Source organism: Solimonas variicoloris DSM 15731, assembly GCF_000382285.1.
Taxonomy (GTDB): domain Bacteria; phylum Pseudomonadota; class Gammaproteobacteria; order Nevskiales; family Nevskiaceae; genus Solimonas; species Solimonas variicoloris.
Window position 1 is genome coordinate 232144 of record NZ_KB907929.1, and the last position, 14017, is coordinate 246160.

Here is a 14017-nt window from a genome sequence, read left to right on the forward strand (position 1 = left end):
TTCCTGTCCACTACGTTGAATCAGTGCAACGCCTTTTCGCCCGGGCGCAGCGTCAAGACGCGCACACCGCTCGCAGTGACGGCCACGGTATGCTCGAACTGAGCCGACAATTGCCCGTCACGCGTGACGACCGTCCACCCATCGACCTCTGTTCGGACGGCGGACCGCCCCTTGTTTACCATCGGCTCGATGGTAAACACCATCCCTTCCCGAAGCGCCAGACCCGTTCGCGGTTTACCCCAGTGCAGCACTTGCGGCTCCTCGTGCATTTCACGGCCGATGCCGTGGCCACAGTATTCCCTGACGATCGAATAGCCATTCCTGCGGGCATGCCGCTCGATGGCGTGGCCCACGTCGCCGAGCGTGGCGCCTGGGCGGACGGCCTGGATGCCTTTCCACATCGCTTCATAAGCCACTTGCACGAGCCGCTTCGCCTGGTGTGACACCTCGCCGACCAGATAGGTCTTGCTGGAATCGGCGATGTAGCCGTTCTTCTCCAGCGTGATGTCGAAATTGACGATGTCCCCGTCCTGCAGAATGTCCTTGGCGGAAGGAACGCCGTGGCAGACCACATGGTTGCGGGAGGCGTTGAGCGCGTAGGCGTACCCGTATTGCCCTTTGCTGGCCGGGCGCGCTTTGAGTTCATAGACGATGAAGTCATCGACTAGATCGTTGACCTGCATCGTGGACATGCCGATCAGGTTCAGCCGATCAAGATGGCTGAACACCTGCGCCAAAAGCTGGCCTGACTCGGCCATCAGCGCGATTTCTTCTGGGCGCTTGGTCATGCCGACCCCATCTTGATGGGTTGCGCCACAACGCCTGCGGCCCGCAGCTCACGGGTGACGATGTCGTTGAAGCTCAGTGTCGGGTTCATTTCGCACAGCATGCCGATCCTGATCCAGAAGGCCGCCTGCGCATTGATTGACCGGCACGATACCGCGCTGGCCTTGCGCAGTTGGTCATGCAGATCGTCGTCGATGTTCACGATACCCATGTGCTTTGATCTATATGAAACATATATGAATCATATAGTCTGGCTAGCCAATGGTGCAAGTGAGCTGATGACGTGACTAAAGACGGGGGCATTGATGTCTGGGCCTCCCCGGCCAAGGAAGATGACCGGTCGCGCTGTCGTGCTTTGCATCGAACCCCCTTCGGGGCTTCGCCCCTGTCGGGCTTCCATCGTTCCCTCGCTTCGCTCGGCTAGCACCTTCGGCCCCGCTTCCTGTTTCTGCCCTACGCTCCGCTTGCGTGCGGTTTGGCAGACAGGGCGGCCGTTGCCATGTCCAGCAGTTTTCTCCGACCTATCACCTGTCGACGACAGTAGCCCGCGCCCGTGTCGTCGCGTGCTCATCGACAACGGTGCACGTGAGTACGCATGCTGCAGGGCCGCGTTCGGATCAGCATCCAGGGCAACCGCCGCAAGTTGGTCTCGCCTTCAGCAGCGATGAATCGCTTCGAGAACGAAGTCGGCCCGCTCGGCCACACTGGCGCGCGGAAGCAACCTGACTTCGTAGCCGAGTGCCCGGTAGGTTGCATCCAGGTGGGCGTATTCCGCCTCAGCCTCGGGAAAACCGTGCCGCCGCGCCTCGTCTGCGCAATAGATGTCCGGCCAGGGCGGTGCGAGGAACACGAGCCGCCCATAAGGGCGGGATTCGCCCAGACTTTGCGCCAACGGTACCCCGTAGAGTCGTTGAAGCGCTGCAGCGGCGTCGATCAACCCTCGGTCGAAGAAGACCGGACCAGCGTCCCGTGCCGCGCCTTCGAGATCCATGGCGGCGACGCGCAGCGCCTCCCGCAGAAAGGCCGCCATGTCGGTCCATGGCAAGGCGTTGCCGCCCTGTCGAATCTGCTCGGCGATGATCCTCCGCCCGGGTTCGGCGACGGTCGCATGACCACGCCGCCGCAGCTCCCCGAGCAAGGTCGACTTGCCGCCGCCGGAGCACCCCGAAATGACCACCTGAGATGGCATCGGCGTCATGTCAGGGTTTGCTTCGACCAGCAGACGGTTTGTCAATTCACTTGTCATCATTGGTTTTGCCGAAGAGACAGGCCCCACGCAACGGTGGCGCTAAGCATGCCAAAGGCGCAGACCCCGGCCCATCCATGCGCAGTGAAGGCCCACCCGCCTGCAGCAGCGCCGAAGGCCCCGCCAAGCAGCATCGCGCCCATGAACACGGTGTTCAGCCGGCTGCGCGCACCCGCGTCCAACGCATAGACCATGGTCTGGTTCGCCACCTGGGCTGACTGCACGGTCACGTCGAGCAAGAAGATGCCGAGGACGAGTGCAGGGATCGATGAGCCACCCAGGTACAGCACGGCAAATGCCGTTGCGGTTCCCACCGCGCCAGCACGGACGACTGCGTCATGTCCGCGCCGGTCGGCAAAACGGCCAGCCGCCGGTGCAGCCAACGCGCCGCACACGCCGACCAGCGCGAACAGGCCGGCGGACACCGCGCCGAGCTGCAGTGGCGGCCGCTCCAGCCAGAGCGCGAACGTTGCCCAGAAGCCGATCATGCTGGCAAACAGCAGGAACTGGACGGCCACAGCTTGGCGCAAGGAAGCGTGCTTGCGCACCAAATGCCACATCGACAGCAGCAATCGTCCATAGCCGAGATTGGAGGACGGCGGCACCACCGGCAGCGTCCATGCCAGCCGAAAGCCCAGTACCAGCATCAGTGCCGCAGAAAAACCGAAGACGGGCCGCCAGCCCCAAAGCTCGGTCATCCAGCCGCTCACCACACGGGCCAGCAGGATGCCGATCAGGATACCGCCCGTCACCACGCCGAGCACCTGCCCCTTGCGGTGGGAGGGCGCCAGGTGGATGGCCAAGGGAACCAGTTGCTGCGCCACGGTGGCGCACAAGCCCACGGCGAGGCTCGCCAGTGCCAATTGAACGAAGCCGGAGGACGCGGCTGCCAGCACCAAGGAGAGCACCAGCGCCGCCAGCGTTCGCATGATGAGTGACTTGCGCTCCAGGCGGTCACCCAGTGGTGCCAGGAACAGCACGCCCAGGGCATTGCCCGCCTGGGTGAGCACGGGCAGCCAGGTCACGGTCCCCGCAGAGAGCGCGAACTCCCGGCTCAGTTCGCCGAGAAGCGGCTGGTTGTAGTAGCTGTTGGCCACGGATGCGCCCGCCGCCAAGGCAATGGTCCACTGCAGATGGGAGGGTAAGGCTGACGTGGCAGGCATCGGTGCGGCACGCGATGCATCGCCGGGGTGACCTGGGATATCGCTCATTCAAGGGGGCCGGCCATATCAATTCTCGGCTTGCGGACAAGCCATCACCAGTTCGGGCGATCCGTTCCCGGCGGCACTGACGGTCGCGCATAGCCGGCCGGTGTTCGCGCCAGTTGCGCGCTGGGCCGCACGGCGCGCAGCAGGCCGAAGCCGGAGATTTCGTCGGCGAGCCAGGGGCTGAGGTCCGGCCTGCCGGCCCGCAGGCCCTCTTCGATGCGCCCCAGCCCGCGCAGCCAGTGCCCGGTCTGCGCCAGCGACACCTGCACGTGCCAGCTTCCCCCTTCGCGCGACTGTTGCCACAGCGCGGCGGCGGCGCCGAAAGCCATCAGGAAGCCGCTGGCCTGGTCGAGGATCTGCATCGGCAGCGCGCGCGGCTTGCCGTCGCCCGCCGCCTCGCCCTCGGCGTGGTTGAAACCCATCGCCGTCTGCACCAACGAATCGAAACCGCGCCGACCGGCCCAGGGCCCTTGCGTGCCGTAGGCGGTAAGCGACACGGCGACGATGCCGGGCCGGCGCGCGGCCAGGGCCTCAGGCGAGAAGCCGAGCGCGGCCAGGCCGCCGGGCCGGTACCCCTGCGAGAACACGTGGGCGTCTTCCACTAGCCGCCACAGCGCTTCGCGCCCGGCCTGGCTGCGCAGGTCGATGTGTGCCGAGCGCTTGCCGCGGCTGGTTTCGGCAATAGCGGCGATGTTGGGTAGGTTCGGTGAGTTGACCAGCATCACGTCCGCGCCGAACGACGCCATCGCCCGCCCACCGACGGGACCGGCCAGGATGCGCGTGAGGTCGAGTACGCGCAGGCCGGCGAGCGGCCGTTCATCGGCCGCCAGGGGCGGCAGTGTGCGCGGCGGCGCATCGGCGATCCGGGTGATCGTCATCAGCGGTTGCGCTGCCACGGCTTGGCCCTGGGGCGTGGCATCCCACTCGGCGAAGCTGCGCAACGCCGTGGCCACCAGTGCGTGGTCGGCCGCGGCCTGCTCGAAGTCCAGCGCCTTCCAACCCCGCAGGGCCTGCTCGGCGTCGGCGCGTGTGGCAGTTGCCGGGCCCAGGCCCAGCAGGCGCAGCGCGCCATCGCGGTGGTGCGGGAAGTTGGTGTGGACACGCACGTGACCATCGGCGCAGCGGTACAGGCCGGCGAACGGGTCCCACAGCTCAGGCTCCTGTCCGTCGAGCGTGAACCAGCCGGTGCATTCGGCGGCGGCGTGGGCCATGTCCACGGCGACACGCTGGCGCGGAACACCCCGCTCATGACCCAGTTCGCAGGCGGCGAGCGCGGCCGCGGCAATGCTGGCCTGCGCGGCGGTGCCGACGGCGAAGGACGAGGGAAACACCGGGTCGCTGCCCGTCAGCGCGATCCCGGCCAGCGCCTGCGGCGGCAGCCCGCCCAGCGACCAGAGCGCGGTCAGTGCATCGAGTGGATTCATCGTATGGACTCCTCACAGAAAGTTCGCCAACTGAATCGATACGCCACCCCGTCGGTCGAGTCGGGTTGGCAGATCCAGGCGGGTGGCAGGGTCGGCGCCGCGTCGTCCGAAAACGCAGCGGAGCGCGGAAAGCAGCATCGCCCGCCATCGACGATGCAGGGGAGCGCCGTACTAGCACAGGCGTAGGCGTCGCGCGCCCGCTGCAAGCGATCCATCATGCGCCCGCCTTCAGCCCGAAGTACGCCGCGAGCGTCAGGCCGGTCGCCACGATCGTCCAACGCAGGGCCAGCGGCGGAATCCAGCGCGCCAACCGCGCGCCGGCATAGCCCCCCACGATCGCGCCCAGCAGGACCGCACTGCCTTGCGCCCAGGCGATGGACCCGGTAGCGACGAAGAGCATCACCGCAGCACTGGTCACGACGGTAGCCATCGCATTCTTGACGGCGTTCGCCTCCTGGACATCGCGCACACCCAGCAAGGTCAGGATCGCCATCAGCATGATGCCCAGGCCGGCGCCGAAGTAGCCGCCATAGAGTGCGGTCAGGAACTCCGCCCCCGCCGCCACCAGGTGCGGCACCTGACCGCGAGCATGCCGCTCGATAGCCTGGCGCAGCCAGGGTCCCAGGGCGAACAGAACGGTCGCGACGAGGATCAGCCACGGCACCAGACGGCTGAACTGTGCATCTCCGGTGAACACCAACAGTGTGGCGCCCACCAGCGAACCGGCACCGACCACGGGCAGGCTGCGCCGCAACGCGGCGCGGTGGCGCCCGAGCTCGCTGCGATAGCCGAGCAGGCTGCTCGCATGCCCCGGCCATATCGACACCGCGCTGGTGGCGTTGGCCACCACGGGTGGTACGCCGGCAGCCAGCAGCGCGGGAAAGGTGAAGAATGTGCCGCCGCCGGCCACCGCATTGCAGATGCCGCCGATCATGCCGGCGCCGGCCAGCAGCAGGAAGGTTCCGATGTCCATGCCGCTCGCGCCTCAGCTCGTCGGCCTGGACAGGGCCAGACGCAGGCCAAACCCCATCAGCGCCAGGCCGGTGAGCGCATCGAGCGAGCGCATCACCGTGGGCCGGCGCAGCCAGCGTGCCAGGCTCCGCGTGGCCAGCACCAGTGCGGCGAACCAGAGCAGTCCCATCGCGGCGTGGATGCCGGCCAACAGCACGCTGAACCCGACCACCGGCACATCGGCGGGAACGAACTGTGGCAGGAGGCTCACGTAGAACACCCCGACCTTGGGATTGAGCAGATTCGTCAGCAGACCGCGCAGGAACCAGCGCTCGCCACGCACGAGCGGCGGATCATCTGCGGGCAGCGTCGGCCGGCTCTTGAGCGCGCCAGAGATCAGCTTCCAGCCGAGCCAGAGCAGATAGGCCGCGCCCGCGATCTGCAGCAGGGTGTAGGCGAGTCGGGAGACCGCGAGCACCGCGCCGAGCCCGAGGGCCGCGATCAGCCCCCAGATCAGCACGCCGGTCACGATGCCGCCGCCCGCCCTCATCGCCTTGCGCCCCCCTTCCACAGCGGCCGTGCGAAGTACCAGCGCCGTGTCCAGGCCGGGGGTCAATGTGAGCAGCAGCGCCGTCAGCGTGAAGCCCAGGATCGCAGTCGATGCATCCATTAGGGGATCTCCGTCAGAGCACAGACAAGTCCAGTGACTCGCTGTACGTCGTCGATTCGATGGTCTTGACGATGGCCTGGCCGCAGATCACTGCGCCACGCGCCGCGTCGTAGGTCAGGCTCGGCTCGCCATACAGCTCCCAGCCGCTGTTCAGGGCCGCGGTGACGCGGTGGCAGAACGCCGCGTCGTCGATGCCGGTCAGGTAGCGATACGCGCGCATGCTCACGCTCCCGGTCGATTCGATGCCGGCATCTGGACGCGCAGCCCCGCTCCGAATGCCTGCAGCAGATGCCAGCCAGTGTCCCAGTCGCCCACGCCGCTGGCGGCATTGATATGCCCGAGGGCGCCGACTTCCACGCATCCCGCTGCCCAACCCATGGCCATGCGCCGGGCGTGCTCCGGCGAGCCATAGGGGTCGTCGCTGCTGGCGACCACCAGTGCGGGAAACGGCAGGGGTTCGGTCGGTGGCGGGCCGAACTCGCTCGCCTCGCCCGGAAACGCCGGTGCGCCGGGGTCAGGGACGGCAACGAGGAAGGCACCCCGGACCTGGGCGATCCGATGCTGGATGTCTTCTCCGATTCCCGGCCGCGATGCCCAGTGCGCGACGAGCAGGCACGAAAGGCTGTGTGCGACCAGGACGACGGGCGCACCGCACTCGTCGATGGCCGCATCGAGTGCCTGCAGCCAGTCGGCCAGGTCCGGCCTGTCCCAGTCGGCAGGCTGGAATCGCCGGCCATGCTCCTGGCGCGACGCCCACCGCGTCTGCCAATGCTCCGGCCCGGAATTGCCGATACCGGGAAGCATCAAGAGGCGAACGGTCTGAAGGTGGCTCATGGTGGCGTGCGCGGATATCCGGGGTGAGGTTGTCTGGCTGGAAACCTTAAGACCGATGCGTCGAATTGCCGAGTGAGAAGGTCTCAGCAAACGTCGAGAAAAGCTCAATGGTCCGCTCGAATGGCCTTGGCTATCGTCGAAGTGCACTTCCTTCACAACCGACGAAGAAGCCCCCCGAGTTCGCCATGTCCGATATCCCGCTCCTGATTTCCTACGTCCTGGCGGCCTGGCTGTCCATCCTTACGCCCGGCCCGGCCATCCTGCTGGCGATGCGCAATGGCGCTCGCCAGGGCGTGGTCGCGAGCCTGTGGTCGACGCTGGGGAACATGTTGGGGTTGCTCGTGGTTTCCGCGGCAGCCGCGTGGGGCGTCGGCCTGTTCCTGCTTGCCTCCGCCCACGCGATGACCGCACTGCGGCTGGCCGGCGCCGCCTACCTGGCGTACCTCGGTCTTCGCCTGCTTGTGCAGGGCAGACACACACGGCCGCCGGACGCCGGTGCCCATGACGCAGGGCCGGTGCAGGCCTTCGCGCTGGCAAAGGAAGGATTCCTGGTGGCGACATCCAATCCGAAGTCGATCCTTTTCTTCACCGCTTTCTTCCCCCAGTTCATCCGGGCCGACCAGGCGCTCATCCCTCAGTTCATGGGCCTGACCGCGATCTTCGTGATCCTCAGCGGCGCCACCTTGACCGGCTATGCCGCCATTGCAAGCCGCGTGCGGGGAGCATTGGGCACTTCCGTCTGGCGCCAGCGCTGCACGCGCTTGGCGGGGATCGGCTTCCTCGGATTCGCCGCATGGATTCTTTTGTGGAGACCGTCGAGCGGCGCCAAGGCCCTGGCCGCGTGATTCGTCCCCGGCCACGCGCACGCAACCGAGCACAGGCGGTGCGACCGAACCTGGAGAAGCAATGAACAAATCCTTCCTGCAAGTCGATGTGTTCACGAGCCAGCCGCTCAGGGGCAACCCGGCTGCCGTCGTGTTCGATGCCGACGACCTCGATGCGCGGACCATGCAGCGGATCGCGCGCGAGATGAACCTATCCGAGACGGTCTTCGTGCTGGCCCCGGAATCGCCCGATACCGACTATCGGGTGCGCATCTTCACGCCCTCCAGCGAGCTGCCGTTCGCCGGGCACCCCACCATCGCCACTGCGAGCGCAGTGCGTGCGCACCGTGGCGACCTGGCCGATGCAAGTCTGTTGCGGCAGGCCTGCGGCATCGGCATCGTGCCTGTCGAAGTCGTTCCGACCGAGGGCCCGCCGATCTACTGGATGACCCAGGCCAGCCCGCAGTTCCGCAACACGGCCATCGGTCCTGGGGAAATGTCGGCCCTGCTGGGCTGCGATGCGAACATGCTGGCCGCGATGCCGGTGGAAGTCGTCTCCACCGGCATCCCGTGGCTGATCGCCGAGCTGCGCAGCGTCGCCGCCCTGGCATCGCTGCGTCCCGACCTGCCTCGCATCGCCGAACGCTGCCGCGCATCGGGTGCCGTCGGCGTGACCGTCTTTGCCGAGCACGAGGCCGACGCGCCGGTACGCTTGCGCCTGCGCACGTTCGCGCCAGGCGAAGGCGTGGCCGAGGACCCCGTCTGCGGGTCTGGAAACGGGTGTGTCGCGGCATTCCTGGCAAGGCACCGGCACGCATCGGCGCTCCAGGGTGGCTACCTTGCGGAGCAAGGCATCGAGATGGGACGCGATGGCCTGATCCACGTCGAATGGACCCGAAACGGCGACGAACTGACGGTGCGCGTCGGCGGCCAGGCCGTGGCCGTCGCCAGCGGCACCCTGCATCTGTAGACGCGGCGGCACGTTCAGCTGCTCGGTCGCCCATGGCTGTCATGGCGCCTGCGCGGCGTCCCCGACGAAGGCCTGCGCCGCGACGAACGTGGTTGCGCAGGGCTAGATCGAATCGACGGCGGGACTGTCGTCGCGCGAGAGCATGGCGCGTTCGATGAAGTGCTGCAGTGGTTCCGAAGGCTCGCTGTCCGGCCGCAACAGGTAGGTGGTCATGCACGCCGACGGGTCCGACAGGGGCCGCGCGATGATCTCGGGATGGCGACAGACCGAGATCTGCGCCGCCGTGGCGAGACCCAGTCCGTAGCCCGCAGCCACCAGCGTCAGCATCAATTCCAGTGTCGCGACCCGCTCGGCAATCCGGGGCTGGATGGCGGCCGTCCGGAGCAGTCGTTTGATCTGCCGGTACGCACCCTCGCATGCTTCGGGGTGGCACTTGATCAGGGGATAGCGCAGCAGTTCATCCAGAGGGACCTGCCTGAAGGCCAGCAAAGGATGGCGCGTCGGAATGGCCACCAGGATGGGATCGGACCAGACCGCCTCGCACAGGATGCCCTCTCCAGCCTCGTCGGACTGCGCAAACCCGGCATCGAAAGTGTCGTCGCGCAACCCGCGCACTTGTGACGCGAGCGGCGTCTCGAACAGGCGGATTTCCACATCGGGCTCCTCCTCCCGACACAGGGCCAGGAGTGCCGCGAGGCGTGTCTGCGCGATACCGTCCGACAGCGCGAGGCGCAGCATGCCGCGATAGCCCGTGGCGGCGGCCCGGACGTTGGTTCGTGCCTGTTCCAGCACCGCGAACACGCGGCGGGCATCTTCCAGCAGCACCTGGCCCGCCCAGGTGAGCTGGGTGCCGCGCCGATTGCGCTCGAACAGCGTGGCCCCGAGGTCGGACTCCAGCTCCCGGATGGTGCGCGACAGCGGAGACTGCTCGATATGGAGCCGCACCGCCGCACGCGTGAAGTGCAGTTCCTCGGCCACTGCCACGAAACAGCGCAAGTGTCGCAGCTCCATCGCGCCACCTACGCGTACGTGAGGCCGGGAGCTTGATTCACGCGAGCGGCTCCTCGGGCGCCGTGCCGGACAGCAGCGCCGTGATCGGCAAGGGTTGGAACAAGGGCTCGCGACCGAGGAGCTTGAGGCCGCCAGGACCGCTTTCGAGCAAGCGGCGCTCTTCGCGCGCGACGAACAGTTCGGTGCGATAGCCATCGCATTCGGGAAGTCGCTGTAGCAGGTCGCGGATCGCGTCGCCCGCCCAGGGCGTTTCGCTGTCGAACTGACCCAGCAGCCGGCCATGCCGGGAAATCACGAGGCGGTAGGCGTTCATGGCCGGGCACTCCCGGCCATCGCGTGTATCGCCATCTCCTCCCAGCCCAGGCGCCGGGTGCGGGTCAGTTGCTCGGCGGTATCGCCGCAGGCGCGCTCGACGGCCTGAGGCATCTCTATGCCAAGCAGGCAATGGCCGGTCAGGCGCGCGGCGAAGTAGTCGCCGGCCCCTTTCACCACGCAGGGCACGTGGGGATGCTCGAAGAGGCGCGATACCCCCTCCCGCGTCTCCAGCAGCGTCTGGACGACGGCGCCTTCGGGATCATCCTGGACACTGGTCACCACCACCCATTGGGTGGGGCCGCGCAACAGCGCACGGGCGGCCTCACGGCACTCCGCCAGACCCTGCAGCGTTCTGCCGATGATGTGTTCCAGCTCGAACCGATTGGGGACGAGGCCGTGGGCTTCTGGAATCAGCAGCGTGCGCCAGGCCTCGGCCATGCCGGCCGCCGCATACACGCCCTGGTCGTAGTCGCCAATGACCGGATCCAGGTGCAGGCGCAGTTGCGGGTGGCGCTCGCGCATCGTCGACCACCAGGATGCGAGGATCCGTGCCTGCGACGGCGCGCCGAGGAAGCCGACCTGCACAACGCGAGCGCACGCGGGGATGCCGCGCGCCTCCAGGTCATCCAACCAGCCAGCGAACCACGCGTCGGGCACCGCGCCGCCATGGACCGAGGGATAGTGCGGGGTGTTGCTGAGCAGCGCGGTCGGCACCGCGGCCGTGAGCAGCCCGCAGGCTTCCAACGCGGGAATCGCCGCGTTGTTGCCGACCCGCCCGTAGACCACCTGGGACTGGATGCTGATGACATCGATGGGCACAGGTTGGGTCACTGTCATTCAGGACGTCCCCCCGTGTCCTGCTGCCGATCCAGCCAGGCGCCGATCGCGCGGTGGGCCGCAGCCTTCAGCGTTGCCCCATGCCGCTCGGCATCCGCGCGCAGCGTGCGCGGATCGACGCCGGCCTGGCCCAGCTCGCAGCAGTGGCCGACCAGCCAGCGTTCGATTCGGCTGGCATCGGCTTCCAGGTGGAACTGCAGACCCAGCACCCGGTCGCCGACCGCGTAGGCCTGCTGCGCGCAGCTTTCGGTGCTCGCCAGCAGTTCACTGCCCTCCGGCAGCTCGAAGCGGTCGCCGTGCCAATGCAGCACCGGCACGCCGGCCAGCGGTGCCAGCACCGAGCGGCGGCCCGCATCCGTCAGCGTCAGCGCGCCGAAGCCGATCTCCTTGAAGCCCATGGGGGCGACGGCGGCGCCGAGCAGGCGTGCGATCAATTGCGCGCCCAGGCAGATGCCGAGCAGCGGCCGGCCACTGGCCAGGCGTCGCTCGAGCAGGCGCAGTTCGTCGGCAAGAAAGGGATAGGCCCGCTCGTCGAAGGCGCCGATCGGCCCGCCCAGTGCGATGAGAAGATCGCTTGCCGCGGCCTCCTCACGGGCCAGGTCGTCCGTCGCGGGGTCGAGGTAGCGCACGTCGAATCCACGCTCGCGCAGCAGCGGTTCGAGCGTGCCGAGGTCTTCGAAATGGATGTGGCGCAGGGCCAGGGCGGTCTTCATACGGTCTGCTCCGATGCGGTCGATGTCGCAGCCCGGTCGTCGTCGGGCCAGTAATGGCTGTCCGGCGTCGCGCGAGCGCCGAAGAGGGCCTGGCCGACGCGCACGACGGTGGCGCCTTCCTCAATGGCCAGCTCGAAGTCGCCGGACATCCCCATCGACAGTTCGTCCATGCCGATGCCCGCCGGCGCCTCCTGGCGCAGCCGATCACGCAGTTCGCGCAACAGCACGAAGCAGGGACGGACCCGCGCCGGATCGGCCGACAGCAGCGCCAGTGTCATCAGGCCTCGCACGCGCAGGGTGGAGAAGCCCGGCAGCGCCCGGACGAAGCCGGCCACCTCGGAAGGCGGCAAGCCGAACTTGCTGGCCTCGCCCGAGGTGTTGACCTGCACGAACACATCCAGTGCGCGCCCTTCGGCTTGCAGGCGACGGTCCAGCGCCTCCGCCACACGCAGGCTGTCCAGAGCCTGGAACTCGCTGGCGAAGCGTGCCACGACCTTGGCCTTGTTGGTCTGCAGGTGGCCGATGACCGACCAGCGCAGGTCGGCGAGATCCACCATCGCTTCGGCCTTGCGCTGCGCCTCCTGCACCTTGTTCTCACCCAGGTCGCGGCAGCCGGCGGCGTAGGCCAGACGGATGCGCTCCTCCGGCACGGTCTTGCTGACCGGCAGCAGGCGCACATCGGACGGATCGCGTCCCGCGCGGGAGCAGGCATCGGCGATGCGCCGATGCACCGCCGCCAGATTGCGCCGAAAGTCCTCGACGCTGTGTGCGGTGGGCCAGGGATGCGTCTGCGCGTTCATGGACAAGGGGTTCTCCGTGCTGCTAACATTGTCATAGGACAAAATATACATTGTCACGGGACAAACGGGAATGACCGAAAAGACCGCATCGGACATCTTCGAGCGCATTCGCCGCGAGGCACATGCGGGCCAGCTTGCCGCGGGCCAGACCCTGCCGTCCGTGCGCGAGATGGCCGATCAACTGGGCGTCAACCGCAACACGGTCGCCGCCGCGTACCGGAAGCTGGTGGCCGCAGGCATTGCAGAGACGCTGGGGCGCAACGGGACGGTGATCCGGCCTGCGGCGCGTCTCGGCGAGCAGGAGGGCCTGCAGCCCGGCTCGGCGCTGGCGGATCTGGCCAGCGGCAATCCGGACCCGGCCTGGCTGCCCGATCCATTGTTGGCGCTGGCAGCCAGCGGCTATCGGCCCGCGCTGTATGGCCAGCCTGTACTCGACCCGGCACTCGAACGGCTGGCGCGGCAGTGGTTCGGAGCGGATCTCCGGGAGGGTGACGGTCTGGTGCTGGCGCATGGCGCGGTCGATGCGATCGAGCGTCTGTTGGCTGCCTACCTCGTCGCCGGCGACAAGGTGGCGGTGGAGGACCCGTGCTTCCTCGGCAGCCTCAACATCCTGCACAGCACGGGCCTGGCAGCGGTGCCCGTGGCCATGGATGCGCACGGCATGTGTCCGCAAGCCCTGGAAGCGGCGCTGGCCGACGGTGCCCAGGCGGTTCTGTGTACGCCCCGCGCGCAGAACCCGACCGGCTGCGGCTTGAGCGAGACGCGCGCCCGTGAGCTGCGCCAGGTGCTCGCGCGCCATCCGCACGTGCTGGTCATCGAGGACGACCACTTCGCGTTGCTCGCCGAAACGCCGTACTTCTCCATCACCCCGGCGACCACGGTGCGCCGGGCCCTGGTGCGCTCGGTATCCAAGGGTTTCGGGCCGGACCTTCGACTCGCCTTCGTCGCCACCGATGCGGGCACCGCGACAAGGCTCGGCATGCGCCTGGCTCCCGGCACGACCTGGGTCAGTCACGTGCTGCAGGCGGCCGTGCGCGGCCTGCTCGGATCGGATGCGTCCAGGGCGCGCCTGCATGCGGCCAAGACCGCCTACGCCATGCGTCGCAAGGCCCTGATCGATGCACTCGGCGCCGTGGGCATCGCCGCCAGGCAGCCCTGCGACGGGTTCAATGTGTGGATTCCGTTGCCGGAAGACCGTGACGTTCACCGCACCGCGCAAAGCCTCGCACGCTGCGGCTGGGCCGTGCGAACCGGCGATGCCTTCGCGATCGCGCCCGCGGCCCCCGCGCTGCGAGTCACGGTCTCGACGCTCGAACCCGGGGACGCGGCGCGCTTTGCCGCGCAACTGCGCGACTGTCTGGGGCGTGTATGAAGCCAGTCTGCATGGCATCGTGCCTGTCCTCTCGCGGGTCCGTCTGCGTACCGGTC

The 14017-nt window shown here is 67.8% G+C and carries 17 protein-coding genes; 3 read left to right on the forward strand and 14 right to left on the reverse strand.

Annotated features, from left to right (window positions below; genetic code table 11):
• Nucleotides 1-20 precede the first annotated feature (20 nt).
• The 9 genes from map to H149_RS0108820 form a co-directional block, all read right to left on the reverse strand.
• Nucleotides 21-788, reverse strand: a complete 768-nt coding sequence (gene map / locus H149_RS0108780; protein WP_020649374.1) for a type I methionyl aminopeptidase — start codon at nucleotides 786-788, stop codon at nucleotides 21-23.
• On the reverse strand, nucleotides 785-997 hold the full coding sequence (locus H149_RS0108785) for a ParD-like family protein (RefSeq protein WP_020649375.1): 213 nt from the start codon (nucleotides 995-997) through the stop codon (nucleotides 785-787). The genes map and H149_RS0108785 overlap by 4 nt, the downstream gene beginning before the upstream one ends.
• Before the next feature lie 444 nt (nucleotides 998-1441).
• Entirely contained in the window at nucleotides 1442-1984 is a 543-nt protein-coding gene (locus H149_RS0108790; RefSeq protein WP_020649376.1) for an AAA family ATPase, read from the reverse strand.
• 47 nt (nucleotides 1985-2031) lie between these two features.
• Complete coding sequence (locus H149_RS0108795; RefSeq protein WP_154654708.1) at nucleotides 2032-3243, reverse strand: MFS transporter; 1212 nt, start codon at nucleotides 3241-3243, stop codon at nucleotides 2032-2034.
• Between the two features lie 44 nt (nucleotides 3244-3287).
• Nucleotides 3288-4664, reverse strand: coding sequence for a CoA transferase (locus H149_RS0108800; RefSeq protein ID WP_020649378.1), 1377 nt, complete (start codon nucleotides 4662-4664; stop codon nucleotides 3288-3290).
• Nucleotides 4665-4878: 214 nt separating this feature from the next.
• Nucleotides 4879-5637: a sulfite exporter TauE/SafE family protein gene (locus H149_RS0108805; RefSeq protein WP_020649379.1), complete on the reverse strand. Its 759-nt coding sequence runs from the start codon at nucleotides 5635-5637 to the stop codon at nucleotides 4879-4881.
• Between the two features lie 12 nt (nucleotides 5638-5649).
• The gene (locus tag H149_RS0108810) at nucleotides 5650-6285 is read right to left on the reverse strand and encodes a LysE family translocator (protein ID WP_025513310.1); all 636 of its coding nucleotides are present in this window, start codon (nucleotides 6283-6285) and stop codon (nucleotides 5650-5652) included.
• A gap of 13 nt (nucleotides 6286-6298) precedes the next feature.
• On the reverse strand, nucleotides 6299-6505 hold the full coding sequence (locus tag H149_RS0108815; protein WP_020649381.1) for a DUF1737 domain-containing protein: 207 nt from the start codon (nucleotides 6503-6505) through the stop codon (nucleotides 6299-6301).
• 2 nt (nucleotides 6506-6507) lie between these two features.
• On the reverse strand, nucleotides 6508-7119 hold the full coding sequence (locus tag H149_RS0108820; protein ID WP_020649382.1) for an RBBP9/YdeN family alpha/beta hydrolase: 612 nt from the start codon (nucleotides 7117-7119) through the stop codon (nucleotides 6508-6510).
• 185 nt (nucleotides 7120-7304) lie between these two features.
• Here H149_RS0108820 and H149_RS20335 point away from each other — a divergent pair, with 185 nt between their 5' ends.
• Together H149_RS20335 and H149_RS0108830 are read left to right on the forward strand one after the other, a co-directional pair.
• Nucleotides 7305-7964 (forward strand): LysE family translocator, encoded by a 660-nt coding sequence (locus H149_RS20335; protein ID WP_020649383.1) that lies wholly within the window; start codon nucleotides 7305-7307, stop codon nucleotides 7962-7964.
• Nucleotides 7965-8025: 61 nt separating this feature from the next.
• Nucleotides 8026-8913 (forward strand): PhzF family phenazine biosynthesis protein, encoded by an 888-nt coding sequence (locus H149_RS0108830; RefSeq protein WP_020649384.1) that lies wholly within the window; start codon nucleotides 8026-8028, stop codon nucleotides 8911-8913.
• A gap of 102 nt (nucleotides 8914-9015) precedes the next feature.
• On the opposite strand, the gene H149_RS0108835 is transcribed toward H149_RS0108830, so the two are convergent.
• Genes H149_RS0108835 through H149_RS0108855 form a run of 5 tightly spaced genes read right to left on the reverse strand, consistent with a single transcriptional unit; the run spans nucleotide 9016 to nucleotide 12589 of the window.
• Nucleotides 9016-9924 (reverse strand): LysR family transcriptional regulator, encoded by a 909-nt coding sequence (locus tag H149_RS0108835; RefSeq protein WP_020649385.1) that lies wholly within the window; start codon nucleotides 9922-9924, stop codon nucleotides 9016-9018.
• A gap of 37 nt (nucleotides 9925-9961) precedes the next feature.
• Nucleotides 9962-10237 (reverse strand): hypothetical protein, encoded by a 276-nt coding sequence (locus H149_RS0108840; protein WP_020649386.1) that lies wholly within the window; start codon nucleotides 10235-10237, stop codon nucleotides 9962-9964.
• A complete protein-coding gene (locus H149_RS0108845) occupies nucleotides 10234-11076 on the reverse strand; it encodes a PfkB family carbohydrate kinase (protein ID WP_020649387.1) in 843 nt (280 codons plus the stop codon). Before H149_RS0108845 ends, H149_RS0108840 begins: the two co-directional genes overlap by 4 nt.
• Complete coding sequence (locus H149_RS0108850; protein ID WP_020649388.1) at nucleotides 11073-11789, reverse strand: glutamine amidotransferase; 717 nt, start codon at nucleotides 11787-11789, stop codon at nucleotides 11073-11075. The genes H149_RS0108845 and H149_RS0108850 overlap by 4 nt, the downstream gene beginning before the upstream one ends.
• Nucleotides 11786-12589, reverse strand: coding sequence for a YggS family pyridoxal phosphate-dependent enzyme (locus H149_RS0108855; protein ID WP_020649389.1), 804 nt, complete (start codon nucleotides 12587-12589; stop codon nucleotides 11786-11788). The genes H149_RS0108850 and H149_RS0108855 overlap by 4 nt, the downstream gene beginning before the upstream one ends.
• Nucleotides 12590-12659: 70 nt before the next feature.
• Here H149_RS0108855 and ptsJ point away from each other — a divergent pair, with 70 nt between their 5' ends.
• Nucleotides 12660-13961 (forward strand): MocR-like B6 salvage transcription factor PtsJ, encoded by a 1302-nt coding sequence (gene ptsJ / locus H149_RS0108860; RefSeq protein WP_020649390.1) that lies wholly within the window; start codon nucleotides 12660-12662, stop codon nucleotides 13959-13961.
• Nucleotides 13962-14017: the final 56 nt, after the last annotated feature.